A 25,153-nucleotide genomic window follows, 5' to 3' on the forward strand; every position below is an offset into this window, starting at 1 on the left:
TTACCTAGCTTTATAGTTTTTGCATTAATTCTTGTTTAAGTTGTTGAGCATCATAGTTTAAATGATTTAATTCTAGTGCTTTATTAACTGCTTCAAGAGCTAATTTATAATGACCTAATTTTTCTAATATTAAACTCTTATTATAATATACATCTGAATTATTAGGATTTAGTTCAATAGCTTTATTAGAAGCTTCAACAGCTAGACTATATTTTTCTAACTTATATAAAACAAAAGCTTTACCGTCATAAAAACCATAATCATTAGGATTTAATATAATCGCTTTGTCGTATGCTTTAATAGATAAATCATATTGAGTTAACATAGCTAATATGAAGCCTTTAAACCCATATAATTCTGGATTATTAGGTTCCAATTCAATCGCTTTATTTAAAGTTTCAATAGCTAAATCGTATTTATGTAGCCTAGATAAAGCTCTACTCTTACCAAGATATATATTTGGAAAAGTTGGATTTAATATAATTGCTTTATTAAAGGCTTCAATAGCTAAATCATATTTTTTTTAATTATAAAACTCAACAGCCTCATTATAATAATTTGCGTAGGAAGTGCCATCATTAGCACTAGCTATTGACATAGAAAACAATAAAAAAATAAACAGTAAATTCTTTAAGTATTTCATCATATTTTATAACAATTTGAGCTTATGTAATAATTCCCTTGCAGCGTTTTTTTCAGCTTCTTTTATAGAGTGTCCTTTACCTGTTTGCTCGTAGCCGTTTATTTTTACTGATACTGTAAAGGTTGACAAGTGAGCTACACCCTCTCTTTTAATTAGGCGATATATAGGGATATGATGATCTTTGCTTTGTGCCCATTCTTGTAAGGCGGTTTTAGGGTCATAATCTGTTAGATCTTTGACTTTTATAAATTCTGCCCATAATTTCCCTATAATATTATGAATTGTAGTAATATCACTATCGAGATATATAGCTGCGATTAAAGCTTCTGTAACATTTTCAATATTATTAGGATTATCACGCCCGCCGGCTATTTCTTCGCCATGAGTCATAATAATATAATTTTTTAAACCAAGCTTAGCTCCTACAACACAAATTGTTTCTTTACAAACTAAGTATGATCTAATTTTAGCTAAATTTCCTTCGTTATATTCTTTAAAATTATTAAATAAAATTTCTGTGATAATTAAATTTAATACCGCATCTCCTAGAAATTCCAACCGCTCATAATCTTTATTAGCCTTATATTCATGATGCTGTCTTAAAGAGGGATGACTTAAGGCTTCTGTTAAAAGTGCCTTATTCTTAAAACTATAATCTAGTAATTTTTCTAACTCCTCAAATGATTCCATCAATCCTCTATGCTGTATAGATTTCTAAATATCCTATTAAACCTAATAGACTCTGCCCAAGGCTTTAACTTTAATATCAGATTAATAACCCCTATATCACTATCCCACCATGTTATTTTTGTTGAAAACCAAATAAATTGTGCTTTAGCAATAAAATTCTCAAACGGCACAAAACCTAAATCAATCCTACTATCATTTGACTGGTCTCTATTATCCCCTAAAAAGAAATATTCCCCTTCCGGTACATAAAAAGCGTCTGTATTACCATATTTATCGTTAAACATAATTCCTAAAACAGGAGCAAGCTTATAAGAAAAATATGTTTTACCATTTGGCAGTGTTTCCTTAAATTTTAAATATTTTCTTCCCTCTTCACTAACATAAATTCCTGACTCTACACGCTCTATTTTTTCATCGTTAATATATATTACATCATCAATTAATTGCACTTTATCCCCAGGAAGCCCTATCAAACGCTTTATATATCTAGTATTCATCTCATGAGGAGGACGAAAAATTATGATATCGCCACGCTCTGGAGTGCGAGCAAATATTCGTCCCTTAAATAAATGAATAAAATCAAAAAAAGATAAAGAATAATTACTATATCCATAACTATATTTTGTACCAAAAATCCGATCATTTTCAAGTATAGTAGCTTTCATTGATCCAGTTGGAACCACAAAAGATTCTATTATTAATATTCTAATCATTAGTGCAATAACTACTACTAAAATGAAAGATTTCCATTCTTGAGCAGTTGTTTTATTGTTGTTTGATTCAGTATTTGTTTGCATAAAGTTTTTTAAGTTGTTTATAAATAATTTGTTATCCCACAACGTTGTAGTTGTGGAGGTCAATTTTTTCATTGTCATCCCGTGGCTTGTCCACGGGATCCAGTATAAAGCGAGATAAAATCGAGCTTTTAGCTTTAAAAACTTGTCGTATTTATGGTTACTTTACTGGATCCCGTGGACAAGCCACGGGATGACACCGATCTGACGCTCATGCACCTATGCGGGAATAACATAGGAACTATTGTATCCTGCTTTCAATCTCGTTTCTAAAATGTTTTATCAGCCCCTGAATTGGCCAAGCGGCAGCATCACCTAAAGCACAAATGGTATGCCCCTCTATTTCCTTTGTAACTTCAAGAAGCTGATCTATTTCGGATTTTTTGGCATCACCTTTAACGAGCCTCATCATAACACGCCACATCCATCCTGTACCCTCACGGCACGGCGTACACTGACCGCAAGACTCATGCATATAGAACTTACTAAGACGTGCTATTGCATAAATAATATCAGTCGATTTATCCATAACAATAATCCCGCCAGTACCTAAACTAGAGCCTGCTGCCTTTAAGCTATCAAAGTCCATATCGGCAGTTTCGCATAAGGATTTAGGAAGCAAAGGAACGGAAGAGCCACCCGGTATTATAGCTTTGAGGTTATCCCAACCGCCACGAACACCCCCTGCATGTTTTTCAATGATTTCTTTTAAAGGAATCCCCATTGCCTCTTCAACATTACAAGGCTTATTAACATGACCTGATATACAAAAAATCTTAGTACCGGTATTATTTGGCTTACCGATAGATGCAAACCAGCTAGCTCCTCGCCTTAAAATAGTTGGCACTACCGCAATAGATTCAACATTATTTATAGTGGTTGGACAGCCATACAACCCGAAGCCCGCCGGAAAAGGCGGCTTTAGCCTTGGCATGCCTTTTTTACCTTCTAAGCTTTCAAGCAGAGCTGTTTCTTCTCCACAAATATAAGCTCCAGCTCCACGATGCAAATAAATATCACAATTAAAGCCTGAACCGCAAGCATTTTTTCCTATCAAACCATCTTTATATGCTTCATCTAAGGCACGCTGAATATTGGAAGCTTCGTTGTAAAACTCCCCTCTAATATAGATATAACAGCTATTTGCTCCTATGGCAAAACTGGCAAGCAAACACCCTTCTATTAACTTATGTGGTTCATATCTTAATATATCCCGATCTTTGCAAGTGCCGGGTTCAGATTCATCAGCATTAACTACTAGATAAGATGGCTTTTTTGATTCTTTAGGCATAAACGACCATTTAGTGCCGGTAGAAAATCCTGCACCACCTCGCCCTCTAAGTCCCGATTTCTTAACTTCTTCAATAATCCACTCTTTGCCTTTATTAAGTAATGCTTTAGTATTATCCCAATCACCAAGCTTCTTGCTAGATTTCAAATCATGGCTCTGCTCACCATGTAAATTAGTAAAAATTCTATCTTCTTTTTTCAGCATAAATTACTCTTGTTTTGTCATTGCGAGGAGTGGCAAAGCCTTATTATGTCATATCGTAGGCATGGATCGAAAAACATCCTCATTGTCATCCCGTGGCTTGACCACGGGATCCAGTAATAAAAAATACGTATACAAAAAGCTCGATTCCTCTCGCTTTATGCTGGATCCCGTGGACAAGCCACGGGATGACAAGTTTTACTACTTACTTCTCAAATTTTTTATTGGCAAATATCGTAAGTATCGGGGCAGAAATAAAAATAGACGAATAAGTCCCTGCTATTATTCCAAAAAATACCAGTACGCTAAAACTACGGATTGCCTCACCGCCAAAAAGAACCAGTGCCAAATTAGCAAGTAGAGTAGTCACTACTGTTAAAATTGTTCTGGATAGAGTTTCGTTGATACTTAAATTTATAATTTCCGTGATGCCTTTCTTATGATATTTACGTAAATTTTCCCTGATCCTATCATATATCACTACCGAATCATTAACAGAATATCCTATGATAGTTAACACTGCTGCAATAGTGCTTAAGTTAAAATCAAGTTTTGTTATACTCATAAATCCAAGTGCTAATATAACATCATGCACTAAAGCAATAAGTATACCAAGCCCAAAATACCATTCAAAACGTACCCAAATATATATCATAATTGCCGCAAACGAAAATAGCATTGCCATAGTCCCTGCCTCAATTAACTGCCTACCAACCTGCGGACCAACAAAATCCACCTTACGATATTCAAAATTATAAGGAAAATTATTTTGAAGCGTCGATTTAATTAGCTCAATATTTTTCATTAAATTATCTTCGCTACTACTACCAAATCTAATCGATAAGTCACGCTCACTACCAAAGTTTTGCAGCACTACTTCACCAATTCCAAGCTCACCTAAAACTTGACGCATTTTTGGTAAATCTGGCGTTTGGTCAAGCCTTACTTCTATAACTATACCTCCGGCAAAATCAATACCGAAATTAAATTTGTACATACCAATCCAAATAAAGCTAATGAGTGATAAAATAATTGAGAAAGTGTAACTGACTTTTTTAAAATTCATAAAATCAAAATCGATTTTATTAGGCAAAAGCCTCAAAGGATAAATTTGCATTATTAATATTTTATTGAATAAAAATGATATTTGTATTATAATAGTAAATTCAAAAAGGTTAAATAATTTTTTATGTCTGAAGTAGTAGTAAAAGAACAATTAGAGCAATATTTAAGCAAAATAGAAAGGTTAGAGCAAGAAAAAGCTGATCTATCTGAAGAAATTAAGGATATTTTTCAAGATGCTTCTTCGCACGGATTTGATGTTAAAGCGATGAAAACTGTTTTAAAGCTAAAAAAACTTGATAAAGATAAGCTAGCTGAACAGGACGCTATGCTTGAGTTATATAGAGATACTTTAGGGATTTAAAATTCTACTACTTATTTTAAATCCCTAGCTTTATTTTTGTTAATTCATCCTTATAATATCTATAATTTAAATTATAACATTATTGACATAAGTTAACTATTAATATATTTTGTCGCTACAAAAGTTAATTTAAATTAAGATTTTTAAGATGACAGATATAAATAAGTATTGAATTAGAAGCAGTTAATTTTAGAGATAGCGTTATCCAAATTATTGCAGAATCTATACAGCAAAAATTTTTATTTGACTACCAAACACAAAAAGAAGTTTTTAAATATATTAAATTTAATATTAATTCAAAAAGCTATATATTACCCAAAACTATTTCTAATTCTGAAATTATAGATGAATTTATAGACCTTAGGGCAAATTTCAGAGAATATATTAAATGGAAATTATCCAATAAAGTGGAATCAGTAAATTTAGAAAAAACTACCGCTGAACTTTTAAATCAAATATATTTTCTTAGTATTAAATTTATTGATGAAACTATTTCAGAAATTACTGATAAAATAGACCGAATTAAAAATTGTAAGTCTGAAAATGAGGAGGAAGAAATTGCTCTTAAATGGTTTAATAGCTCAGAAGTAGAAAAAAATAAAATCGTTGAAAATTATCAAAAAAAGCTTGAGCAAAAATTAAGTGACACTATAAAAAGTCAAAAAGAGATTATTGATAGTCAAAAAAGCGAAACAAATCCTGGGGTAATTAGTTATCAAATCGAGCATATTTTAGATTTTGATCAAGACTTTAACAGCAAGTCTATATCAAATTCTATCAAACTTAAAAGTTTAAACTTTAATGAGACAGGATCTGGAAATTTAGATATTTCTGTACTTCATTTGACCGATGCACTTGAACAAAATACTACTATTACAAACCTTTATCTTAATTCGCATAATACAAATCAACCAAACAATAATATCATTTTTTCAGAAAGAGCAAGTACATTAGAGCTAAGTTTAGACAAAATAGACTTTACATTAGGCAAAATACACTTTAATCATCTATATAATCTAATAAACTTTTCTGAAACATCTATAGAGATAGTAGGTGAATTAGAAAATAATCCTGATTTAGAATAATAAATAAGACTAGATTTTTATTGTTTAAAGAAAAAAGGCTTAACAATTCTTTTGTTAAGCCTTTTTGTATTAATAGACTTACTATATAAAAAGAGCGTAGCAATCAACAAAAATATGTAAAAAGTGCTAATTTTAAGACTTTTTAATTGGGTTGCTTCGTCAAATTACTTTGTAGTTCTCCTCGTAATGACATTGTTTTTTCAAAAGAACAAAACGATCTATTACTGCCATGCTCAAGAAAATCAATAATTTGCATTACTATAGTATTGTTTTTATATTTCTCTTGAGCTTGCTTAATTCTATCAGCGAAATTACCTTCACCTAAAAAGATTTCTTGAACTATTTTTAAAGCGTTTAAAGACTCTGCTTTATCAAACCCTTTCCTATTCATGCCGACTAAGTTTAGCCCCTCAAGCACTGCACGTTTGCCGCTTGCAAGACCAAAAGGGATTACATCAGCTCCAACTGGTGATAAGCCGCCAATCATTGAGTGTTTACCAATTCTTGCATATTGATGAACTGCCGATAAGCCACCAATTATGACATAGTCTTCCACTTCTATATGCCCAGCTAGGCTTACATAATTAGCAAACACTACATTATTACCGATTTTGCAATCATGACCGATATGAACGCCAACCATAAATAAATTATTATTTCCTATCCTTGTAATCATTCCGCCGCCTTGGCTTCCTGCCTGCACTGTAACATATTCTCTAATAATATTGTTAGAACCGATTATCGTATTTGACCGCTCATTATTATATTTTAAGATTTGCGGAGGTTGACCGATAGACGCAAACGGATAAATTACTGTACTTTCGCCGATTTCAGTAATCCCCTCAATAACTACGTGAGACTTTAGTTCTACATTATCATGCAGTATTACTTCTGGACCAATAATACAATATGGACCAACTTTTACGTTCTTACCAAGTTTTGCACCTTCAGCAATTATACTAGTTGGATGTATATTAGAATTTGACACTACTATACCCTTAAGATTTATCTTTGATCATTGCGGTAAATTTACTCTCCGCTGCCATTTCACCATCAACTTTAACCGTACTTGAAAACTTCCATACATTAGCTCTTTGCTGATCAATAGTAGCATGAATATGCATTGTATCCCCTGGCTGAACAACTTTGCGAAATTTTGAGTTCTCGATAGCCATTAAAAACACTTCTTTATTTTTAGTAGAGCCAAGAGATTTAGCAACTAATATAGCTGCAAGCTGTGCCATAGCTTCAACCATTAAAACTCCAGGCATAACAGGTCTTGCCGGAAAATGACCTGTAAATTGTGGCTCATTAACAGTAACATTTTTAATGCCAGTTATTGATTTATTAGGATCAATTTCAACTACTTTATCCACTAATAAAAACGGATAACGATGAGGTATCAAATCCATAATTTCGGTAATATCGATAGTCATTTATTTAGATCTCTTATTTATTAATTGTTTCATAATAATAGATTGTCTGTGCCAATCCATAATAGGTACAGCTGGACTACCGCCAACAATCTTACCCGCTTCTATATTTTGTGCTACACCGCCTTGTGCTGCTACCTGAGCTCCATCACCTATATATAGATGTCCAGCGACTCCCACTTGCCCCCCAAGAGCACAATATTTACCAATTACGCTACTTCCGGCTATGCCTGCTTGTGCTACAATAATAGAGCCTTTACCTATTTTGACGCTATGCCCGATCTGCACTAAATTATCTATGCGGCATAAATCTTCTATTATAGTATCTTGCAGCGATCCCCTATCGATAGTAGTGTTAGCACCGATTTCAACATTATTACCGATTTTAACAATTCCAGTATGAAATATTTTATGATGCATACCTTTTTCAGTAGAAAAGCCAAACCCGTCTTGTCCGATTTTTGCTCCTGAAAGTATTACAACATCATCCCCTATAACAGAATAATTTATTGATACATTAGATTCGATTCTAGCATTTCTGCCAATAACCACTCCTGTACCTATAAAGCTGCCTGCTTCTATTATACTATCATCACCTATAACAACATTATCCTCAATAACTGCATTATGACCTACATAACAATTTTTACCTATAGTTGCTGATTCTGCAACATAAGCTGATTTCATTATTTTAGCAGGATACGATTTTACCGGAGCATAGAAAAAATCTATTAGCTTGCCGTAAGCAAAATATGAATTTTCAGCACGCAATAAAACAGTATTGGGATTTACTTCTCCCGTAAAGTCTTTTGGCACGATACAAGCTGCAGCTTTAGTATTTTTTAAAAATCGAGAATATTTAATATTACTTAAAAAGCTAATATCATTAGAAGAGGCTTCTTGTAAAATTTTAATATCATGAATAGCTACATCTTCATGAATTTTAGGAGCTTCTATAAAATCTTGTAGGAAATCTGCAATTGCCATTAGCTTTCTTGGTCCCAGATTCCTATAAAAATTACTATTTACCATGCAGAATTTTAGCAGATTTAATTTATCCCGTAAAGTATATAAGCGATAGCTTTATTATGCAACAAAATTTGCAAGAAGTTTTGTATTGTCATCCCATGATTTATTCAATAGTACCGAACAGTTTTTATTCTATGTCATTCCCGCGAAAGCGGGAATCCAGAAAAAAGCATAAATACGACAAGTTTTTAGAATTAAAAGCTCGATTTTTCTCGCTTTTTTCTGGATCCCGTGGACAAGCCACAGGATGACACTGAAGATGTTTTTCGACCTACGCAACTATCAATCCATTAAACAAGACTTATAAAATCAGATTGACTTATTTAAAGTTTTGCTTAGAATCTTTTTGGGGCAGCTAAATGCTGTTCTGGAGTGTAGAAACCTCTTAAGAACCGATTTATCATTTTCCGTAAAAATGTAATCCTCGATTTTTTTGATCGGGGGGATAATAGGGTATGTTCAGGGCTTATAGCATTTGCTTTAAGCCTAAAGCCTATTATAGCTGTTGTTCTTACGGTGTTTCTAACTCCCCGGTCACCAAATAAGCCTTGCTTCTTGGTGATCAAAATTAAATTAATTTAAAGGATATATTAAACCGTTATGAACAATATTGTAGAAAAAAGAATAGCCCTTATCGAGCCATATTTAGATTTTATTATTAAAAGCGAAGAATTATTGCGGGAAATCTATCCAAATGGGATAGATAGGGATTTAATGATAGAATTTATTTTAGCTAAGAAACCTTATAAATCTTATGCTTATTATACTCTAATTCGTAGTTTATTCAAATCGCCATGCAATAAAATTATACTTATAATTGATAAACAATTACTAAAATCTTTCTTGGGTTTATTCCGCTCTATTATCCTCGGTACGTTATCATATCTCAAGCTAATTAAAATTTTTATCTATGATGAAAATGATTTTGCTTTAGATATAAAAGCCTTAAAAAGTAATGAAAATTATTTCTGGTCATATAAAATCAATTACTTTAAAAAATTGATTAATTGGGAGTGATTGAAGAGTATAACTTAAATGGTGGAAGCAAATAAATATGATTTGCTAACCGCCATAAATAAAAAGTGTAAGACTTATAAAGATTTTATTTTCAGAAAATATTTTTTAATAACTTATACACTTCAGAGTCATTACGTTTGCCAACTAATATAACGTAAATCGTACTTTCATTAAAGTTGTAAATTATTCTATATTCTTCGATATCGCATCTATGGAAATGAGGATAACCTACTAATAATTTACTATTATTTGGTATTGGATTTTCCATTAAAGACAGAATTTTATTTTTAACTTGACGCTGATGCTTTTCAGGGTAACGTTCTAACGTTTTTATTACTCTTTTTTCTAAAACTATTTCTCTCATGGATTAGCTTCTAAGAAATTTTTCTGATTCTTTTGCTGATAGCCACTCCGGTTGTTCTGCAATATTTTTTGCTGCCTTTCCCCAATAATCATCTTCAAGTTTAGTAAAATATTCATAATCTACTAAAACAACAGTAGGTCTACCTTGTTTGTTAATGACTATTGGCTCTCTTAATGCTTGATCAATAATTTTTCCAGGATTCTTATTTAATTCAGTTGCAGATATATTCATATAGTTTTACGTATTATACTTAATATACCTATAATACTATATATATTAACTAATAACAAATAAATTATTTTGATCTTTAGATTTATTTAATTTTTCTTGCAATGACATTTTGCAAATTATCATACAAAGTTTACAAATCAGATTGACTTATTTAAAGTTTTGTATTGTTATCCCGTGGTGGCATTGTTGCGTGGATAAAAAAACGCCCTCGGTGTCATCCCGTGGCTTGTCCACGGGATGACACTCTTAACTATAAGCTAATTCGTAGTTTATTTAAATCACCATGTAATAAAATTATACTTATAATTGATAAACAATTGCTAAAATCCTATTTGGGTTTAGTTCGTTCTATTATTCTTGGTACTTTATCCTATCTCAAATTAATTAAAATTTTTATCTGTGATGAAAAATATAATGCTGACTTTTCAGATATTTTATTAGGTAAAGTTAATAAAATATCTGGATGTGATTCTACTATAAGCTTTGATATTAAAGCTTTAAATTTAAAAGAGTTTGATGACCCTATTAATATCTTAGAAAAAGATAAATAGTAATACGTTTACCCATGCTCCCTATGCTTAGGTGGAGCATATTTATTTTGAACCTTTATTTCATTGCTTTTATTTTTAGTTATAAACGACTCTAAATCATCTTTAGTAAATTTGAACTTAGCAATATTTTCATCATAAGTTTTAGTTTTATTAAATCTTGTATCTTTGCTTTTATCTATAGCAAACACTTCTATAAAACTTTCTTTTACTTCATTAGAAGCACTTGGATCATTCAATACATGGAATAAAGCTTTTACTGAATTTGTATTGTCTTTTAATGTACCATTACGGCTAGTTGCAGCTGCTATTACATATTCTGTAAGAAGTGGTTGTAGGTTTTCTTTAGTTAAAGCATTAACATTGCAAAATGATAATAGTATTTTTGCTTTATCATCATGGTTTTCAACAACTCCTTGTTGCCATTTAGAATCATTATTTTCCTTTGACGGAATAAACATTTCTAATAATTTAGTTCCAAAGGTTTTATTTAAATTCTTGTTGTCATAAACTTCATAAACATTTAATAGAAATTTCTGATGTTCAAGCGTTTTATCTTTTTCTTTAGCAAGCCCATGATTATTAGCATATTCCATAGTTTGGCAATATCCTTTAATATGTAGGTAATTAGCATATTTTTGGGCATCTTTAAAATCAAGAGTATCAATTCCTTGGGTATCTAAAACAACAGTATTTAAAGCATTTTCACGTAGCTGCTCATTTGTTTCTTTTAGAGTGTCGGTATATTTAAATTTTCCACCTATTTTTGCAATCATTTTAAATAATACGTCAACTAAAAATTTTACAATTTCACCTGGACTTTTAAATTCTCCAGCACTATATATCGCAATATTTGCATCCGCTTCCATGCCAACACCAAAAGCCATAGAAAGAGTTCTCCCTTGCTTTTTAGCTAATATAATCTCATCTGTATCATTCGTTATTTCTTTTACGTCAAATTCTGGTTCATTATCTTTAAAATATTTTGTCGGTACGTTATCCAAATAACCACCATCAACATATTTTTTGCCATTAATTTCTACTGGCTCAAAAACAAGGGGGATAGAAGCAGAAGCACGGCATGCTAAAGCAACTTCAACATCAGGCGTATCAAGGCTGCTAAAAATAGTTAGCACACCTGCATCTTTCTCAACAGCTGTAACCACTAAATCTTTATAGTTAGTAGGATCATATTTGCGAAGTAATGCTAAATCCCTAAAATATATTTTACCGCCGCTTTTATGCCTTTCTCTTAACTCATCTAAAGCTTTATTATCTTTGACATTTACAATATCTGGTCTTTGTAAAAAATCGCCTACATTATCTTTTATAGTTTTATCAAGCAAATTATATAAAGGTTTACCATCTTTATTTAACTGTAGAACGCCAGCAGAAAACCCTTTTTGTCCTAGTAAATCTTGTAAATTAGTAGTTTTAGATATTTCTTCAAATCGCTCAGCTGGTGTACCAAATGCCACTATTGCGGCAGTTATAGCACCGGCTGATGAGCCTGCAACAGCTTTTACATTATCTAAAAGATCGGCTTTTTTTAGTGCAGCATAAGCACCTGAATATATAGCCCCTTTAGCCCCACCACCGCTAAAAGCTACATATTCTATAAGAGCTTCTTTAGAATCTTCTATATTTCTAATTGGAGTTTCTTGAACTTCTTTTAGATCATCTATATATTTGACTTGCTCTTCTTGAACTTCCTTTAAATCAACAATAGGTTTAATAAAATTTCGATTTTTTTTAAAGTTTTCTATTTCTGCCATAATTTATATTCATTTAGTTAAATTATTTTCTACAAATTCCCAATTGATCATATGCTTAATAAAAATGTCAACGTAATCAGGACGTTTGTTACGATAATCAATATAATAAGCATGCTCCCAAACATCACATGCAAGAAGCGGTTGCATACCATTTGCTATAGGTGTACCAGCATTTGCAGTTTTTACAATTTGTAATCTATTATTATGATATACAAGCCAAGCCCAGCCACTCCCGAACTGCCCCGTTGCTTCTGCTTTAAACTGTTCACAAAACTCTTCAAAACTACCAAAATCCTCATTAATTTGCTTTAATATCTTACCACTTGGCTTTCCTCCACCATTCGGCTTTATTGAATGCCAAAAAAATGTATGATTCCAAACCTGTGCAGCATTATTAAAAATTGCAATATTTTGATTTTGCGATGACCAGTCTATAATTTCTTCTAAATTCTTTTTTTGTAGTTCTTCTTTATCTTTTAGCAAATTATTTAAATTCTGCACGTAAGCATTATGATGTTTACCATGATGATATTCAAAAGTTTCAGCAGTAAAATGTGGTTTAAAACTTTCTTTTTCATAAGGTAAATTAGGGAGCACAAAAGGATAGGAAGTTTGATTAGATTTATCACAATAAGTCATGTTATTTTTCTCCTGTTTTATTATTAGTCTCTAGAAAAAATATAAGAGAATAGCTTTTTGTACGAACAACCAAAAAGACTTATATCATATATAAGCATACTGTATTTGGTAGAATATTAAAACTAATAAAATTACTTTCAAGTGTTTTTAGCATTAAATTATTTTAACTTTTTCTTGACTTACATATTAATATCCTTTAGTAAAGGACCGTATTTTATGGTTTTTAACTTAAATTGGAGAATTAAATTATGTACACACCTAAAATGTACACACCCAAAGTTTTTAAATGTGTTATGCCTGTAGGTTTAACCGAAATTACCAGTAATTTAGGTAATAATATGAAATATGCAATTTCTCAAATAGCCAGCAAAACATTTCTATCTGTTTATACAACAAATGATGATGGAGAATTCAGAGAAGGTTATTCCGCTAATATTTTATCATGTGATTTACCGCAGATTTATAAGGATAGTAAGCAAGAAGGAGCAAGTTTAACAACAGTATTTAAGAATTGTGGTAATAGAAATGCAATACATGAAATAGCGGGTCTTATTAATAAAGATGGTCAAAATCATGTTATTTTAAATCAAGCTGCAACTGTTTCTCAAAATGATACAGCCACTGTTTTAGATCAGCTTTATGAAGTAGTAGATAATAGATTTTCTTTAGGTAATGAAACTATCTTAGGTTTAGAAGATTGTAGCCCTGAAACAGCTAATAATGCACTTCAACAATTTAAAGATTATTTAATAAGCTTGATACCTACCACCACCACAACTACAACGACTACAGAGTCACCTATTGATAAGGGTTGGGATATTAAAAATCATCTTAATATTACTTACAACTAGATGAAGAGACACCAATAGAAGATATAAATTACCCACAATTAATTCTAAAAATAACACAATTCTATAAACAGTTAAGTGCTTTATGTAACTCATTTAATGAAGCTAATACTACACCATACATTAAAGTCGTGCAAAAAGTAAAAGAAATAGAAGGAGTGATAAAATCATTAAGAGCATTAGAAGAAAGCAATGTTAATATTGATGATAATAGTCAACAACATTTGTATATTGGTCATGTAACTGATTTAAATAAAATATTCGCATTTAGTAATATTTATACATCCTCCGATTCTGGTATGCGTAGTAGCAATACAAGTAATGAGTTAGAGGAAACTATGACATTCTTAGGAGAAACCAGCGAGACTATATAGCTCCAATGTCATTCCTGCATGGCGTTGTTGCGTAGATCGAAGAACATCCTCGATGTCATACCGTGGGGGCATTATTGCGTGGATCGAGAGTTGTCATTGCGAGCGAATGAAATGAGCGTGGCAATCCAGAGAAAATAATAGAAAATGCTATAAATTAACATTTTTTATACTTCCTTGCTTCGTCAATTACTTTGTAATTTCCTCGCAATGACAGAAAAACTGACCCACGCAACAATGCCCCCATGGCTTGACCACGGGGTCCAAAAAAACAACTAAAAATATCAACATTTATTGATATTTTTAACTAGATCTAGTTCCCAAGCAACTAGATGACTACCTTAGGACGTTTTTCGATCCACGCAGGCAATGCCGACACGGCATGACACCGAACGTGCTTTCTGACCTATGCGGACAACTCTAATCTTTTTAGTTCGCCAAGAGAAATGCCTTTTCAAGAGGTAATAATTTGAGACTTGGTAACATTGGCATGATTAATTTTATTCCGGCTTTTTCGTTGCTGTTACCATGCACTAAGATAAAAGAACCATCTTGAACTTTTTCACCTTTTGCAAGCCAAGCATCGCTTCCGAGCGGAATAAATCCAAAATCTTTTAGCTTTTCTATTAATGTTTGATCTGAAACTAAACCAGGAAAACGAAAGAAAGGTGACGGAGCAATATTATGGCTAACTAATACTTTCCCTGCTTCAAGAACCTCTCTTTCAAAATTCTCTTTATTAGAAAGAAGAAAATTATTCTCAAGAGGTTTATCCTTGAAATAAGGGTGGCTAAATGAATGGTTAACCCAAGTAATTTGTAAATAGCCTTTTTCTTGTTGCTGCACTAACCATAAAAATTCTTTCTCATGTTTGTTAATCCATAAACCTGAAACGCATATAGCAATTGGCATAGGTTTATTTAGCTTAACAGATAGCTCAACAAGCTTGTTAAAAAATTCCTCCTCAAAGCTTTTAGAAGAGGGGCACATATCAATCGTAAGAAATTGTCCTTTTACCTCATACATTGAATGAGTAGCACCATAATTTTGCTGCACATAAGGCGGCTTCGTATATTTATTTAAAGCTTTGATATAAGGAGTATTACCTAATTTTTTTAGCAGATTTTGTTTTTCTGCTTCATTGCTAGGTAACTCCACTTGGTCTTGCGGAATTAGAGCAGTTTTAAAGGAATTCGGATCGACTAAAACAAAATATTTTTTAGAATTAGTTAAGTACGAACGTATAGCAATTTTTGTTTCTTTATCACTAGTAATTACAGGCAAAAAGACCGATTTATAGTCAACTATTTTTTCATTTGCATAGCTCGAATTAAAAAACAATATTATAAAAATAAAACTTAAAACTTTTCTCATTACTCTCTATTTATAACGCTTGTATAAAACTCCACAATCTTATCTTTTACCGCTATTGGATCATTCATTAAATTAACAGCTCCTCTAAATTCTGCCGAGTTGGGCAGCCCGCTACTATACCACCCCATATGTTTACGAGCGATAGGTACGCCTGCAGATTCGCCATAATAATCGACGATAGCCTGATAATGCTCAAGCACTATATCTAGCTGACTCTCTATAGATGGTGCCGGTTTTTCCTCGCCTGTTTTAAGGTAGTGGTCAATTTGTGAAATAAGCCAAGGTTTGCCATATGCCCCTCTACCGACCATAACCCCGTCCGCACTGGATTTCTCTAATGCTTCTTTAGCTTTGGCAAAATTAGTGATATCGCCGTTAGCTATAACCGGAATTTTTACTGCCTCTTTAACGTTTTTGATAAACTCCCAATCGGCATTACCTGAATAAAATTGGCATCTGGTTCTGCCGTGAACTGTCACCATTTGAATTCCTGATCTTTCTGCAATTTTAGCTAGAGTTGGAGCGTTTTTTGTTTGATCATCCCAGCCCATACGCATTTTAACGGTTACAGGAATTTTTACTGCTTTAACCGCCGCTTCAAAAATTTTAGCTGCAAGCCCCTCATCCCTCATCAAAGCCGAACCTGAATAGCCGTTTACAACTTTTTTCGCCGGACAGCCAAAATTCAGGTCAATAATCTTTGCTCCCATATCCTCGTTCATCTTAGCAGCTTCAGCTATAACGTTCGGCTCACAACCGGCAAGCTGCACGCATGCACTTGTTGCATCGTCTTGCATAATAGAACATTTTTGCAGTGATTGCCTAGATTCTACAATCATTGCTCTGCTTGCAATCATTTCCGACACCACAAGCCCCGCTCCAAATCTTTTCACTAATCTTCTAAATTCCAAATCCGTCACACCCGACATCGGAGCAAGGATTATGTTTGAAGAAAGTTCAATATTACCAATTTTTATCATAAAAAATGCTGTATAAATAATTATGTATACCTTTAATACTTCAAGATTTGGTAAATACTAAGATAGAACTTCAAAAATTGGTGACAATGTTCTATAAGTACGCAGGTAGCCACGTATTAAGTAACTACTGCCGTTCCTCGTCTTATGAACTTCTTGCTCTTTTTGAAGTTGATCTTCGTATAAGCCAAATTTCGGGATTCGTCTTTGCTCACGTAGTTTATCTACGTTCCGCAGACTCACCGCTTATTTGACCTACCAACTTTTGAAGTATTTGCGGTATATTATACTATAATTTCTTATTTTTGTCTAATACTAGTAAATTAAGAATAGACAAAAGCCAATTAATCTATTATAAGGATTAGATTACATCCCTAGGTAAAATGAATATAGACGAAGTTTTATTTGGAAAAGAGCAAGGAATCTATAAGACGAGAAACGGAACGTATACTTAATACGTGAGTACCGCAGTACTTATAAGATGACGTAGCCAATTTTTCAAATAAAACGAGTATATTTGGCCATGTAGCTCAGTTGGTAGAGCAAAGGACTGAAAATCCTTGTGTCGTTGGTTCGATTCCGACCATGGCCACCACTTCTTAATCACTCCCCATTAATTAGCTTTTTAAAGTAATTGATTTTATTAAGACCAGAATAATTTTCATTACTTTTTAAGACTTTTATATTTAACACAAAATCATTCTCATCATAGATGAAAATTAGCTTTACAAAACTACTGCCAAGTTGTAAATATAGACAATTTATATAAACTTAAGGGTAAAAATAAAGTAGAATTTATAGCTAATAGGTGAATAACATGTAATAACTTTTTTGGTTTATAAGGTAGTAATTAATGCATATATTATTTATTGATGAGTCAGGTGATCACAATCTTACAAAGATTGACCCTTCGTACCCTATTTTTGTACTTGGAGGTGTAATTATAGAAAAAAATTATGCTGATAATGAATTAATATATGAAATGAATAAATTTAAGCAAAAAGTTTTTGGTACTACAGATATCATATTGCATACTGCAGAAATATGCCGTAATAAAAACAAATTTTTATGTCTCAAAGATAAAGATTTTAGAGAGTTTTTTATCAAGAATTGAATAACTTAATGAATAGGCTGCAATATAAAGTAGTTGCTTGTGTAATTCATAAAAATAAGCATTTAGATAGTTATGGCCTTGCTGCACTTGATCCATATATTTTGAGTTTGAATATATTATTAGAACGTTTTGGTTATGAATTATCAAAAGGGAATCAAGGCGTAGTAGTTGCTGAAAGTCGTAATATTGTTTTAGATAATCAATTAAAAATAGCTTGGGAAAATTTAAAAATACAGGGTACAAGACATTTTAAAGCAAAGTATTTAAAAAAACGTATTTGTGATTTCAAGTTAGAGAATAAAAAAAATAATATTGCAGGATTACAATTGGCAGATTTAGTAGTATCACCTGTAGGACGTTATATAATAGGTAAAAAGGTTCAGGAAGATTTTCAAATTATTAAACAAAAATTCAGAAAAAATGATAAGGGAATTCATGATGGGTATGGATTAGTAGTTTTACCTAAATAACCAGCGTTGATAGCGGTCGTTACCCGCTACGCAGTTAACGACCTTAAGTTAATAGTAACATAAATTAATGCTATGTGCAATAATCATTTTATTTTGTAAGTCTTATTTAATGGATTGGTGTAGAGAAATACTAAAGTTAAGATACTTCAAAAGTTGAAAGTCAAATAAGTGATTGCAGTAGCTTGTAAAAATCAGCCGCTAAGAAAAGCGATCCGGTTATTATGATATTTGCTTTATTATCGCCATTTATTTTTTTTATGTCCATAATTGCTTCTTCAAGGCTTTCACTAGAGGTAAAATCAATACCGGTTTTACTTGCCTCTAAGGCTATTATCTCAGCATTATAGCTTAATGTTTCAGATAAAACTTTAATACCATAACCTTTAGTTATCAAACCTTTGAAGTAAGCACAAAACTCTTCTATATTGCGGTTTTTAGTCATACCGAGTATCAAATATATCGGTGATTTTAAATTATCACGAATCCACGCTGTTAAAACTTGTGCACCACTATTATTATGTGCTCCATCCACCCAAATTTGTACGTCATCACCTATTAATTTAGAATATTTTTGCGGGTTAATTTTCTCGATTCTAGCAGACCAAACAGTATTTTGTAGACCTTTAGCAATAGCTTCATTATTGATATTAAATTGTTTATTAATAAGACTTATTAGTGCAATAACGCTTGCTGCATTGATCAACTGATGATCACCAACTAAAGAGGGAGCAGGAAATTCATAGGTAAAATTTTGTGAGGAGTAAATAAACCCATTATCCGTTTTTTGTATACCAAAATCATATTCATAACAAAAGGTGGGGGCTGCTAAATTTTCTGCTTTTGCAAATAATATTTCATGAACTTCGGGAACTTGTACGCTTATAACACAAGGCGTGTCCTGCTTCATAATGCCAGCTTTTTCAAAAGCTATTAGCTGCAAGGTTGATCCTAGCACATGCATATGATCATATGAAATAGGGGTAATTAACGTAATTAACGGCTGATCTATTACATTTGTTGCATCAAATCTACCGCCGAGTCCTGTTTCTAAAATTAATATATCAGCTTTATTATTGGCAAATGCTAGAAAAGCTGCGGCTGTCGTTCCTTCAAAAAAACTAGGTTCAATATTAAATTTCTCACTTACTACCCTTACATGTTCACAAACTTGCCATAATTCATTATCTGAGATTTTCTCACCAGCTACTATAATTCGCTCATTAAACTCTAATAAATGCGGAGAAGTATAGCAATGTACTTTATAACCAGCTTGCGTAAAAATGCTTTTAAGCATCGCACTACTTGAGCCTTTGCCGTTCGTACCTGCTATATGTATTACAGGAGGAAGCCTTAAGTGAGGATCGCCTAAAGCCTTTAAAAGACTGTTTATATTTTCTAAATCATATTTAATTTGATTTTTCCAGTTTGGTTTTGGTACTGGAAAATGCGGCATGAACATTTTTGTTGATTTCTTTGTATGAATAATAGAGTTATATAAGACTTTAAAAGCTCAAGATAGAAAAAGATTTAAAAAAATCTTATTGTTGCATGGATTGGTTTTTCCGTCTGAGCTAAGGAAATTACCAAGTAATTGACGAAGCAATCTAGTTAAAAAATGCTATAAATTAGCATTTTTTGTTATTTTTTCTGGATTGCCACGTCGCTACGCTCCTCGCAATGACGATTTAATATCCATGCAGCAACGCCAGACAAGCCACGGGATGAACAGGGGGAGAATGATCCACGCAAGCAAGCCTTTGCGGGAATGACATATAACAGCTAATTTTTCAAGTTCAACTAGTATATTTGGCTTTTGGTTTTACTATGTTAATAAGCCCAATTAATAAAGCTGATTTAATTATACCAGGTATTATAAAGGGTAATACACCACCATAAAATGCACCACTTGCTCCTATCATTTTAGCAAGCCACATCCAACCTAAGCTCATAATAATTATATTACCGATTAAACATAATGATATTTGATTTAATAGCTTATTATTAATAAAAATTTTATCTTTTAAGCTTGCCATAACGTATACAACAATTATAAAGCCTGCTAAATATCCAGCTGTAGGACCGAATAATATTCGTAAGCCACTGGAAAATTCTCCAAATATAGGCATTCCTACTACTCCAAGAGTTATATAAGATAATATCGTTAAAGGGGCAGTGGTCTTATTATATGTAAGCCCGATAAACATAACTGCAACAGTTTGCAATGAAATAAATATCGGCTTCATAGGTATTATTATTTGCGAACAAATCGCAAGTAATGCTACTCCTAAAAATACTTCAAGAGTTCTTTGTTTAACTGTCGGGAAAGAGATTGTACTAAGTTGCATAAGCTACCTCATATTTTATTTTTAAGTAAGTAACTAAATAGAATGATATGGGCTCGTTGTCAATAAACTAAAATAATTATTTTAGTTTTCTTCCACAGAATCTAAATCAAGCTTTTTATACATTTCTTGATAAGAAGAATATTCATTTATGTTTAAGCCATTAACTGATTCTTCTAATATTTTGAGGGATTCTGCATTCAGTTCCTTTTCTTGTTTTTTCTTATTATCCATAATACTGTATTTTTATAGCTGGTATGAGCTTTTAGAAATCTAAATCTGTATAATAGCTTGGTGGAGTAAAGCCTGGGATTCTATCTTGCAATAATAATCTAAAAGCAGGTCTTGATTTAATTAGCGAATACCAATGTTTAATAACAGTCCATTTATCCCAATAAATTTCACTAAAATAATCAAGTACGGATAAATGACAAGCTGCTGCAATATCAGCAATAGTTAGCGAGTCTAAAACTATATAACTTCTTTTCTCAAGTAAGCTAGTCATATATTCTAGGTGATAATTTAGGTTATTTTTTGCAGCACGTAAAAATTCAGTTCTTGGACTGCTCATTTTAGCGATTGATCTTATAACTTTTTCATCGATGATAATTTTAGTAACTTCACGATAAAATTTATCATTAAACCAAAAGAATAATCGCCTGATTTCACAACAAACATCTACATCCTCATCTAAAAAATTAAAATTTGGATATTTGCTATGAAGATATTCTACCAAAGGATAAATACCAACTACCGATAAACCATATTGTTCCTCTAAAACAGGCAATGTTCCGGCAGGGTTTATTTTTAGAAATTCTTTATTAAACTGCCAATAATCTTCTTTAATTGTAGTAAATTGTATATCTAATTCTTTTAAAAAGACACGAGCTTGTCTTGAGATGGGACAGATAGGATAATGATATAATTTCTTCATTATGGGTTTAACATATATATTTATGTTCTTAGTGTCATCCCGTGGCTTGACCACGGGATCCAGCATAAAGCGAGATAAATTGAGCTTTTAATATAGCGAAAAAATTATTTCATAATTTTTAACTGGATCCCGTGGACAAGCCACAAGATGACAAAATAAGGTCTATAAGCCGGATTCTGTACGAACTATAAATAGCTCGTTGTAGTTATTTATCTAGGATAAACGTTATCGTTTACCTCAAGCAATCTACCCGCATTACAAACCGGTTAGAGATACCCGGGAGCTTATAAAAGCTCTGTAACACCTATTTGATTTTGCTCTTGGTGGGGTTTACCATGCGTAACTTGTTACCAACTTACCGGTGTGCTCTTACCACACCTTTTCACCCTTACCGTAATATAAAATATATTATGGCGGTTTATTTTCTGCGGCACTTTCCCTAAAGTAATATTACTCCGCCGGGCGTTACCCGGCACCATACCTCTATAGAGTCCGGACTTTCCTCGTAATTTTTTAAAAATCACGCAACTACACGACCTATTTAGATTATGCTAAATTTTCACAAATTAGTCAATATTTACTATTAACAATAATTTAACGTTGCCACTATTATTAGCATAATGTATAAATAGGGTTTAAGTTCCAAATACCATCAATAATTATTAGCAAATTTTATATATATATGAAAAAATTAATTTACTATTTTGGTAGTAACGGTAGCGATGGAAACGCTAGTATGAAAGATATACTTGGTAATAAAGGAGCTGGGCTTGCTGAAATGTCTAACTTAAAATTACCTATACCTGACGGCTTTACTATCACTACTGAACTTTGTAACTATTTTTATACTCATGATAATAGCTTTCCTAAAAATTTTAGAAATGAACTAAGAACAGCTGTAGAAAAACTTGAAGCCACCACTGGCAAAGTTTTTGGAAGCACCAAAAATCCTTTATTATTATCGGTAAGATCAGGCTCTATTGTTTCAATGCCTGGTATGATGGACACCATACTTAACCTTGGAATGAACGATGAAGTTTGTGCAGCTCTTGGAGAAGTATGCAAGGACAAAAGATTTGCTCTTGATAGCTATAAAAGATTTCTAGAAATGTATGGAGCAACTGTTTTATCCATACCAAGTGATTTATTTGAACAAATTTATGAAAGACATAAGATTCAAGCCGATATTTATAGAGATAGCGATGTTACACCACAATTATTAGAAAAGATCATTGAGGACTTCAAAAAATTACATGTAAAATATGCAGAAAAGTTAATAACTGATCCTTACGAACAGTTAGAATCGGCAATTAAAGCGGTACTTAATTCTTGGATGAGTAACAGAGCAGTCATATATAGAAAAATCAATAATATTTCCGAAAGCTCTGGCACGGCTATAAATATCCAATCTATGGTTTTTGGTAATTTAAGCAAAACTTCAGCAACAGGAGTTATTTTTACTAGATCACCCTCTACAGGTGAAAAAAAGCTTTTTGGTGAATTTTTGATAAATGCTCAAGGGGAAGATATAGTATCAGGCACTAGAACACCTTTGCCTATTATTTCTGATGATTCAAATTCCATGAAAGCAACAATGCCGAAAGTGTTTGATGAATTATCAAAAATTTCTGAAACATTAGAAAAGCATTATCTAGATATGCAAGATATAGAGTTTACTATAGAAAACAGCAAGCTTTATATACTACAAACTCGTACAGCTAAAAGAACTGCCATTGCTGCTATAAAAATTGCTGTACAAATGGTGGAAGAAAAGCTGATCTCTAAAGAACAGGCTTTAATGCGAATCGATCCTGAGTCGTTAAACCAATTACTGCACACTCGTATAGATTATAGCAAAGGTCTTACATCTATTGCAGATGGATTACCTGCCTCCCCAGGTGCCGCAACTGGTATTATCGTATTTTCACCTTATGATGCTGAAAAACTATCACATCACCATAAAGTGATTTTAGTTAGGCACGATACTAGCCCCGAAGATATTAATGGCATGCATGTTTCCTCAGGTATTTTAACAATACGAGGCGGTATGACTTCACACGCAGCGGTAGTAGCAAGAGGTATGGGCAAGCCCTGTGTTTGCGGAACTAATAATTTAGTAATAGATGAGAAAAAACAAACATTAATAGCTGGGGATCTGATACTTAAACAAGATGATATTATCACGATTGACGGCGGCACAGGTAAAGTTTTTTTAGGGGCAGTGCCATTAATTCAACCTACTTTTAGTGAAGAATCAAAACTAATTTTAGAATGGGCAGATGAGACAAGTAAACTAAAAATTCGTACCAATGCCGAAACAGTAAGTGATGCTTTAGTATCGGTAAAATTTGGTGCTAAAGGTATCGGTTTATGTCGTAGTGAACATATGTTCTTTGATAAAAACAAAATTCCTCTGGTACGGGAAATGATTATTGCCCCTGATATAGATAGAAGAAAGCTTGCAGTGCAGAAATTACTCCCTCTTCAAACACAAGATTTTAAGGCTCTATTTAGAGTGATGGGCGATAAACCGGTAAATATTAGATTACTTGATCCACCATTGCATGAGTTTTTACCTACTACTGAAGAAGATAAGAAAAATCTAGCAAGTAGTTTAAACTTGCCCTTATCAATGATTAATCAACGTCTGCACGCTATGCATGAGGTAAACCCTATGCTTGGTCATCGAGGTTGTAGACTTGGTATCTGCTCACCAGAAATTTATCAGATGCAAGTTGAAGCAATCTTTACAGCTATTTTTGAGCTCCATAAAGAAGAAAATATTGAATGCAAATTAGAATTAATGATTCCTTTAATTAGTAATGTTAACGAAATCAAGAAGCTTAAAGGTGATATTTATGAAATGATCCATGAGCTAGAAGAGCGTTATGAGCATAAATTTTCTTTTAGTTTAGGTACAATGATTGAGCTACCAAGAGCGGCACTTAACAGTAAAAAGATAGCTGAAGAAGTTGATTATTTTAGCTTTGGTACTAATGATTTAACACAAACTACATATGGAATTTCTAGAGATGATATAGCCTCTTTCTTACCTTATTATTTAGAAGAAAGAATTTTTGAGTCCGATCCATTTACTACGCTAGATGAAGAAGGAGTAGGAGAATTAATTGAGATTGCTATAAAACGAGGAAAAAGCAGCAACCCTAGCTTAAAGCTGGGTGCTTGTGGCGAGCATGCTGGACACCCTGCTTCTATAGAATTTTTTCACAAAATGAATCTGGATTATGTTTCCTGCTCCCCTTATCGTATTCCGATCGCACGAATCGCCGCCGCACAAGCTAAAATTAAGCACGGATAAGTATTGTTGCGTAGATCAGTTTTTCAGTTGTCATCCCGCACTGGAGGTATTGTTGCGTGGATATCAAATCGTCATGAGCTACGCGACTGCAAGGAGCGTGGCAATCCAGAAAAAAATAATAAAAAATATTATAAAGTTAGCATTTTTTTACTTCCTTGCTTCGTCAATTACTGCGTAATTTCCTCGCAATGACGACTCTCGATCCACGCAACAATGCCCGCACGGGATGACAGAGGAA

Annotated in this window: 27 protein-coding genes, 1 tRNA gene, 1 other RNA gene and 1 pseudogene; 10 read left to right on the top strand and 20 right to left on the bottom strand. The window is 32.7% G+C overall.

Annotated features, from left to right (window positions below; translation table 11 throughout):
* Positions 1-10 precede the first annotated feature (10 nt).
* From RBE_RS09510 to secF, 6 genes and pseudogenes are all read right to left on the bottom strand, one after another.
* The gene (locus tag RBE_RS09510) at positions 11-280 is read right to left on the bottom strand and encodes a tetratricopeptide repeat protein (RefSeq protein WP_266105184.1); all 270 of its coding nucleotides are present in this window, start codon (positions 278-280) and stop codon (positions 11-13) included.
* Positions 272-511 (bottom strand): annotated as a pseudogene (locus tag RBE_RS09515) (tetratricopeptide repeat protein); the annotation flags it as partial. The pseudogene RBE_RS09515 and the gene RBE_RS09510, both read right to left, overlap by 9 nt.
* 138 nt (positions 512-649) lie before the next feature.
* Positions 650-1,333: a ribonuclease III gene (gene rnc, locus RBE_RS06150; protein ID WP_011477840.1), complete on the bottom strand. Its 684-nt coding sequence runs from the start codon at positions 1,331-1,333 to the stop codon at positions 650-652.
* Positions 1,333-2,130 (bottom strand): signal peptidase I, encoded by a 798-nt coding sequence (gene lepB, locus RBE_RS06155; RefSeq protein WP_041804718.1) that lies wholly within the window; start codon positions 2,128-2,130, stop codon positions 1,333-1,335. Before lepB ends, rnc begins: the two co-directional genes overlap by 1 nt.
* 238 nt (positions 2,131-2,368) lie before the next feature.
* Entirely contained in the window at positions 2,369-3,622 is a 1,254-nt protein-coding gene (gene nuoF / locus RBE_RS06160; protein ID WP_011477842.1) for an NADH-quinone oxidoreductase subunit NuoF, read from the bottom strand.
* A gap of 202 nt (positions 3,623-3,824) precedes the next feature.
* Positions 3,825-4,736 carry a protein translocase subunit SecF gene (secF, locus tag RBE_RS06165; RefSeq protein ID WP_011477843.1) on the bottom strand — a complete coding sequence of 304 codons (912 nt, stop codon included), beginning with the start codon at positions 4,734-4,736 and terminating at the stop codon, positions 3,825-3,827.
* Between the two features lie 72 nt (positions 4,737-4,808).
* Here secF and RBE_RS06170 point away from each other — a divergent pair, with 72 nt between their 5' ends.
* Both RBE_RS06170 and RBE_RS06175 read left to right on the top strand, forming a co-directional pair.
* Positions 4,809-5,045, top strand: a complete 237-nt coding sequence (locus RBE_RS06170; protein ID WP_011477844.1) for a DUF2312 domain-containing protein — start codon at positions 4,809-4,811, stop codon at positions 5,043-5,045.
* Between the two features lie 407 nt (positions 5,046-5,452).
* Positions 5,453-6,130 carry a hypothetical protein gene (locus RBE_RS06175; protein ID WP_011477845.1) on the top strand — a complete coding sequence of 226 codons (678 nt, stop codon included), beginning with the start codon at positions 5,453-5,455 and terminating at the stop codon, positions 6,128-6,130.
* A gap of 142 nt (positions 6,131-6,272) precedes the next feature.
* On the opposite strand, the gene lpxA is transcribed toward RBE_RS06175, so the two are convergent.
* The 3 genes from lpxA to lpxD are packed head-to-tail and all read right to left on the bottom strand — an operon-like array spanning position 6,273 to position 8,595.
* Positions 6,273-7,118 carry an acyl-ACP--UDP-N-acetylglucosamine O-acyltransferase gene (lpxA, locus tag RBE_RS06180; protein WP_011477846.1) on the bottom strand — a complete coding sequence of 282 codons (846 nt, stop codon included), beginning with the start codon at positions 7,116-7,118 and terminating at the stop codon, positions 6,273-6,275.
* A 10-nt stretch (positions 7,119-7,128) separates the two neighbouring features.
* Positions 7,129-7,566, bottom strand: coding sequence for a 3-hydroxyacyl-ACP dehydratase FabZ (gene fabZ, locus RBE_RS06185; RefSeq protein ID WP_011477847.1), 438 nt, complete (start codon positions 7,564-7,566; stop codon positions 7,129-7,131).
* Positions 7,567-8,595, bottom strand: coding sequence for a UDP-3-O-(3-hydroxymyristoyl)glucosamine N-acyltransferase (gene lpxD, locus RBE_RS06190; RefSeq protein ID WP_011477848.1), 1,029 nt, complete (start codon positions 8,593-8,595; stop codon positions 7,567-7,569). It lies immediately after the preceding gene.
* A gap of 597 nt (positions 8,596-9,192) precedes the next feature.
* Between lpxD and RBE_RS06195 the strand changes: the two genes are divergently transcribed.
* Entirely contained in the window at positions 9,193-9,609 is a 417-nt protein-coding gene (locus RBE_RS06195; protein WP_011477849.1) for a hypothetical protein, read from the top strand.
* A 91-nt stretch (positions 9,610-9,700) separates the two neighbouring features.
* On the opposite strand, the gene RBE_RS06200 is transcribed toward RBE_RS06195, so the two are convergent.
* A complete protein-coding gene (locus RBE_RS06200; RefSeq protein ID WP_011477850.1) occupies positions 9,701-9,973 on the bottom strand; it encodes a type II toxin-antitoxin system RelE family toxin in 273 nt (90 codons plus the stop codon).
* 3 nt (positions 9,974-9,976) lie between these two features.
* Entirely contained in the window at positions 9,977-10,204 is a 228-nt protein-coding gene (locus RBE_RS06205) for a type II toxin-antitoxin system Phd/YefM family antitoxin (RefSeq protein WP_011477851.1), read from the bottom strand.
* 164 nt (positions 10,205-10,368) lie between these two features.
* On the opposite strand from RBE_RS06205, the gene RBE_RS06210 reads away from it, so the two are divergent.
* On the top strand, positions 10,369-10,755 hold the full coding sequence (locus RBE_RS06210) for a hypothetical protein (RefSeq protein ID WP_228368734.1): 387 nt from the start codon (positions 10,369-10,371) through the stop codon (positions 10,753-10,755).
* A gap of 8 nt (positions 10,756-10,763) precedes the next feature.
* Here the strand turns inward: RBE_RS06210 and RBE_RS06215 are convergent, their stop codons facing one another.
* Together RBE_RS06215 and RBE_RS06220 are read right to left on the bottom strand one after the other, a co-directional pair.
* A complete protein-coding gene (locus RBE_RS06215; protein WP_011477853.1) occupies positions 10,764-12,527 on the bottom strand; it encodes a patatin-like phospholipase family protein in 1,764 nt (587 codons plus the stop codon).
* A 9-nt stretch (positions 12,528-12,536) separates the two neighbouring features.
* Positions 12,537-13,166, bottom strand: a complete 630-nt coding sequence (locus tag RBE_RS06220) for a superoxide dismutase (protein WP_011477854.1) — start codon at positions 13,164-13,166, stop codon at positions 12,537-12,539.
* A gap of 263 nt (positions 13,167-13,429) precedes the next feature.
* Between RBE_RS06220 and RBE_RS06225 the strand changes: the two genes are divergently transcribed.
* Positions 13,430-14,017 (top strand): DUF5460 family protein, encoded by a 588-nt coding sequence (locus tag RBE_RS06225; protein ID WP_143549775.1) that lies wholly within the window; start codon positions 13,430-13,432, stop codon positions 14,015-14,017.
* Between the two features lie 155 nt (positions 14,018-14,172).
* Positions 14,173-14,388 carry a hypothetical protein gene (locus RBE_RS06230; RefSeq protein WP_228368735.1) on the top strand — a complete coding sequence of 72 codons (216 nt, stop codon included), beginning with the start codon at positions 14,173-14,175 and terminating at the stop codon, positions 14,386-14,388.
* Between the two features lie 426 nt (positions 14,389-14,814).
* Here the strand turns inward: RBE_RS06230 and RBE_RS06235 are convergent, their stop codons facing one another.
* Both RBE_RS06235 and dusB read right to left on the bottom strand, forming a co-directional pair.
* On the bottom strand, positions 14,815-15,759 hold the full coding sequence (locus tag RBE_RS06235) for a polysaccharide deacetylase family protein (RefSeq protein ID WP_011477857.1): 945 nt from the start codon (positions 15,757-15,759) through the stop codon (positions 14,815-14,817).
* Positions 15,759-16,739: a tRNA dihydrouridine synthase DusB gene (dusB, locus tag RBE_RS06240; protein WP_011477858.1), complete on the bottom strand. Its 981-nt coding sequence runs from the start codon at positions 16,737-16,739 to the stop codon at positions 15,759-15,761. Before dusB ends, RBE_RS06235 begins: the two co-directional genes overlap by 1 nt.
* A gap of 516 nt (positions 16,740-17,255) precedes the next feature.
* Here dusB and RBE_RS06245 point away from each other — a divergent pair.
* From RBE_RS06245 to RBE_RS08100, 3 genes are all read left to right on the top strand, one after another.
* Positions 17,256-17,331: transfer RNA gene (locus tag RBE_RS06245), tRNA-Phe, on the top strand.
* Positions 17,332-17,589: 258 nt separating this feature from the next.
* Complete coding sequence (locus RBE_RS07595; RefSeq protein WP_011477859.1) at positions 17,590-17,850, top strand: DUF3800 domain-containing protein; 261 nt, start codon at positions 17,590-17,592, stop codon at positions 17,848-17,850.
* Positions 17,851-17,858: 8 nt separating this feature from the next.
* Positions 17,859-18,320, top strand: coding sequence for a DUF3800 domain-containing protein (locus tag RBE_RS08100; RefSeq protein ID WP_081178349.1), 462 nt, complete (start codon positions 17,859-17,861; stop codon positions 18,318-18,320).
* 160 nt (positions 18,321-18,480) lie between these two features.
* On the opposite strand, the gene RBE_RS06255 is transcribed toward RBE_RS08100, so the two are convergent.
* The 5 genes from RBE_RS06255 to rnpB form a co-directional block, all read right to left on the bottom strand.
* Entirely contained in the window at positions 18,481-19,779 is a 1,299-nt protein-coding gene (locus tag RBE_RS06255; protein WP_011477861.1) for a bifunctional folylpolyglutamate synthase/dihydrofolate synthase, read from the bottom strand.
* Positions 19,780-20,113: 334 nt separating this feature from the next.
* Positions 20,114-20,665 (bottom strand): biotin transporter BioY, encoded by a 552-nt coding sequence (locus tag RBE_RS06260; protein ID WP_011477862.1) that lies wholly within the window; start codon positions 20,663-20,665, stop codon positions 20,114-20,116.
* A gap of 81 nt (positions 20,666-20,746) precedes the next feature.
* A complete protein-coding gene (locus RBE_RS06265) occupies positions 20,747-20,896 on the bottom strand; it encodes a hypothetical protein (protein WP_012151597.1) in 150 nt (49 codons plus the stop codon).
* A 31-nt stretch (positions 20,897-20,927) separates the two neighbouring features.
* Positions 20,928-21,596 carry a glutathione S-transferase family protein gene (locus tag RBE_RS06270; protein WP_011477863.1) on the bottom strand — a complete coding sequence of 223 codons (669 nt, stop codon included), beginning with the start codon at positions 21,594-21,596 and terminating at the stop codon, positions 20,928-20,930.
* A gap of 149 nt (positions 21,597-21,745) precedes the next feature.
* Positions 21,746-22,140, bottom strand: an RNA gene (rnpB, locus tag RBE_RS07640) — RNase P RNA component class A.
* A 138-nt stretch (positions 22,141-22,278) separates the two neighbouring features.
* Between rnpB and ppdK the strand changes: the two genes are divergently transcribed.
* Entirely contained in the window at positions 22,279-24,915 is a 2,637-nt protein-coding gene (gene ppdK, locus RBE_RS06275) for a pyruvate, phosphate dikinase (RefSeq protein WP_011477864.1), read from the top strand.
* Positions 24,916-25,153: the final 238 nt, after the last annotated feature.

Origin of the sequence: Rickettsia bellii RML369-C (assembly GCF_000012385.1) — a bacterium.
GTDB lineage: Bacteria > Pseudomonadota > Alphaproteobacteria > Rickettsiales > Rickettsiaceae > Rickettsia > Rickettsia bellii.

Bases quoted from the DNA above. Each gene is read 5' to 3' on its own strand.
- rnc (WP_011477840.1), bottom strand. From the start codon at position 1,333: ATGGAATCATTTGAGGAGTTAGAAAAATTACTAGATTATAGTTTTAAG.
- lepB (WP_041804718.1), bottom strand. From the start codon at position 2,130: ATGCAAACAAATACTGAATCAAACAACAATAAAACAACTGCTCAAGAA.
- nuoF (WP_011477842.1), bottom strand. From the start codon at position 3,622: ATGCTGAAAAAAGAAGATAGAATTTTTACTAATTTACATGGTGAGCAG.
- secF (WP_011477843.1), bottom strand. From the start codon at position 4,736: ATGCAAATTTATCCTTTGAGGCTTTTGCCTAATAAAATCGATTTTGAT.
- RBE_RS06170 (WP_011477844.1), top strand. From the start codon at position 4,809: ATGTCTGAAGTAGTAGTAAAAGAACAATTAGAGCAATATTTAAGCAAA.
- fabZ (WP_011477847.1), bottom strand. From the start codon at position 7,566: ATGACTATCGATATTACCGAAATTATGGATTTGATACCTCATCGTTAT.
- lpxD (WP_011477848.1), bottom strand. From the start codon at position 8,595: ATGGTAAATAGTAATTTTTATAGGAATCTGGGACCAAGAAAGCTAATG.
- RBE_RS06195 (WP_011477849.1), top strand. From the start codon at position 9,193: ATGAACAATATTGTAGAAAAAAGAATAGCCCTTATCGAGCCATATTTA.
- RBE_RS06200 (WP_011477850.1), bottom strand. From the start codon at position 9,973: ATGAGAGAAATAGTTTTAGAAAAAAGAGTAATAAAAACGTTAGAACGT.
- RBE_RS06205 (WP_011477851.1), bottom strand. From the start codon at position 10,204: ATGAATATATCTGCAACTGAATTAAATAAGAATCCTGGAAAAATTATT.
- RBE_RS06215 (WP_011477853.1), bottom strand. From the start codon at position 12,527: ATGGCAGAAATAGAAAACTTTAAAAAAAATCGAAATTTTATTAAACCT.
- RBE_RS06220 (WP_011477854.1), bottom strand. From the start codon at position 13,166: ATGACTTATTGTGATAAATCTAATCAAACTTCCTATCCTTTTGTGCTC.
- RBE_RS06225 (WP_143549775.1), top strand. From the start codon at position 13,430: ATGTACACACCCAAAGTTTTTAAATGTGTTATGCCTGTAGGTTTAACC.
- RBE_RS06235 (WP_011477857.1), bottom strand. From the start codon at position 15,759: ATGAGAAAAGTTTTAAGTTTTATTTTTATAATATTGTTTTTTAATTCG.
- dusB (WP_011477858.1), bottom strand. From the start codon at position 16,739: ATGATAAAAATTGGTAATATTGAACTTTCTTCAAACATAATCCTTGCT.
- RBE_RS07595 (WP_011477859.1), top strand. From the start codon at position 17,590: ATGCATATATTATTTATTGATGAGTCAGGTGATCACAATCTTACAAAG.
- RBE_RS08100 (WP_081178349.1), top strand. From the start codon at position 17,859: ATGAATAGGCTGCAATATAAAGTAGTTGCTTGTGTAATTCATAAAAAT.
- RBE_RS06255 (WP_011477861.1), bottom strand. From the start codon at position 19,779: ATGTTCATGCCGCATTTTCCAGTACCAAAACCAAACTGGAAAAATCAA.
- RBE_RS06260 (WP_011477862.1), bottom strand. From the start codon at position 20,665: ATGCAACTTAGTACAATCTCTTTCCCGACAGTTAAACAAAGAACTCTT.
- RBE_RS06265 (WP_012151597.1), bottom strand. From the start codon at position 20,896: ATGGATAATAAGAAAAAACAAGAAAAGGAACTGAATGCAGAATCCCTC.
- RBE_RS06270 (WP_011477863.1), bottom strand. From the start codon at position 21,596: ATGAAGAAATTATATCATTATCCTATCTGTCCCATCTCAAGACAAGCT.
- ppdK (WP_011477864.1), top strand. From the start codon at position 22,279: ATGAAAAAATTAATTTACTATTTTGGTAGTAACGGTAGCGATGGAAAC.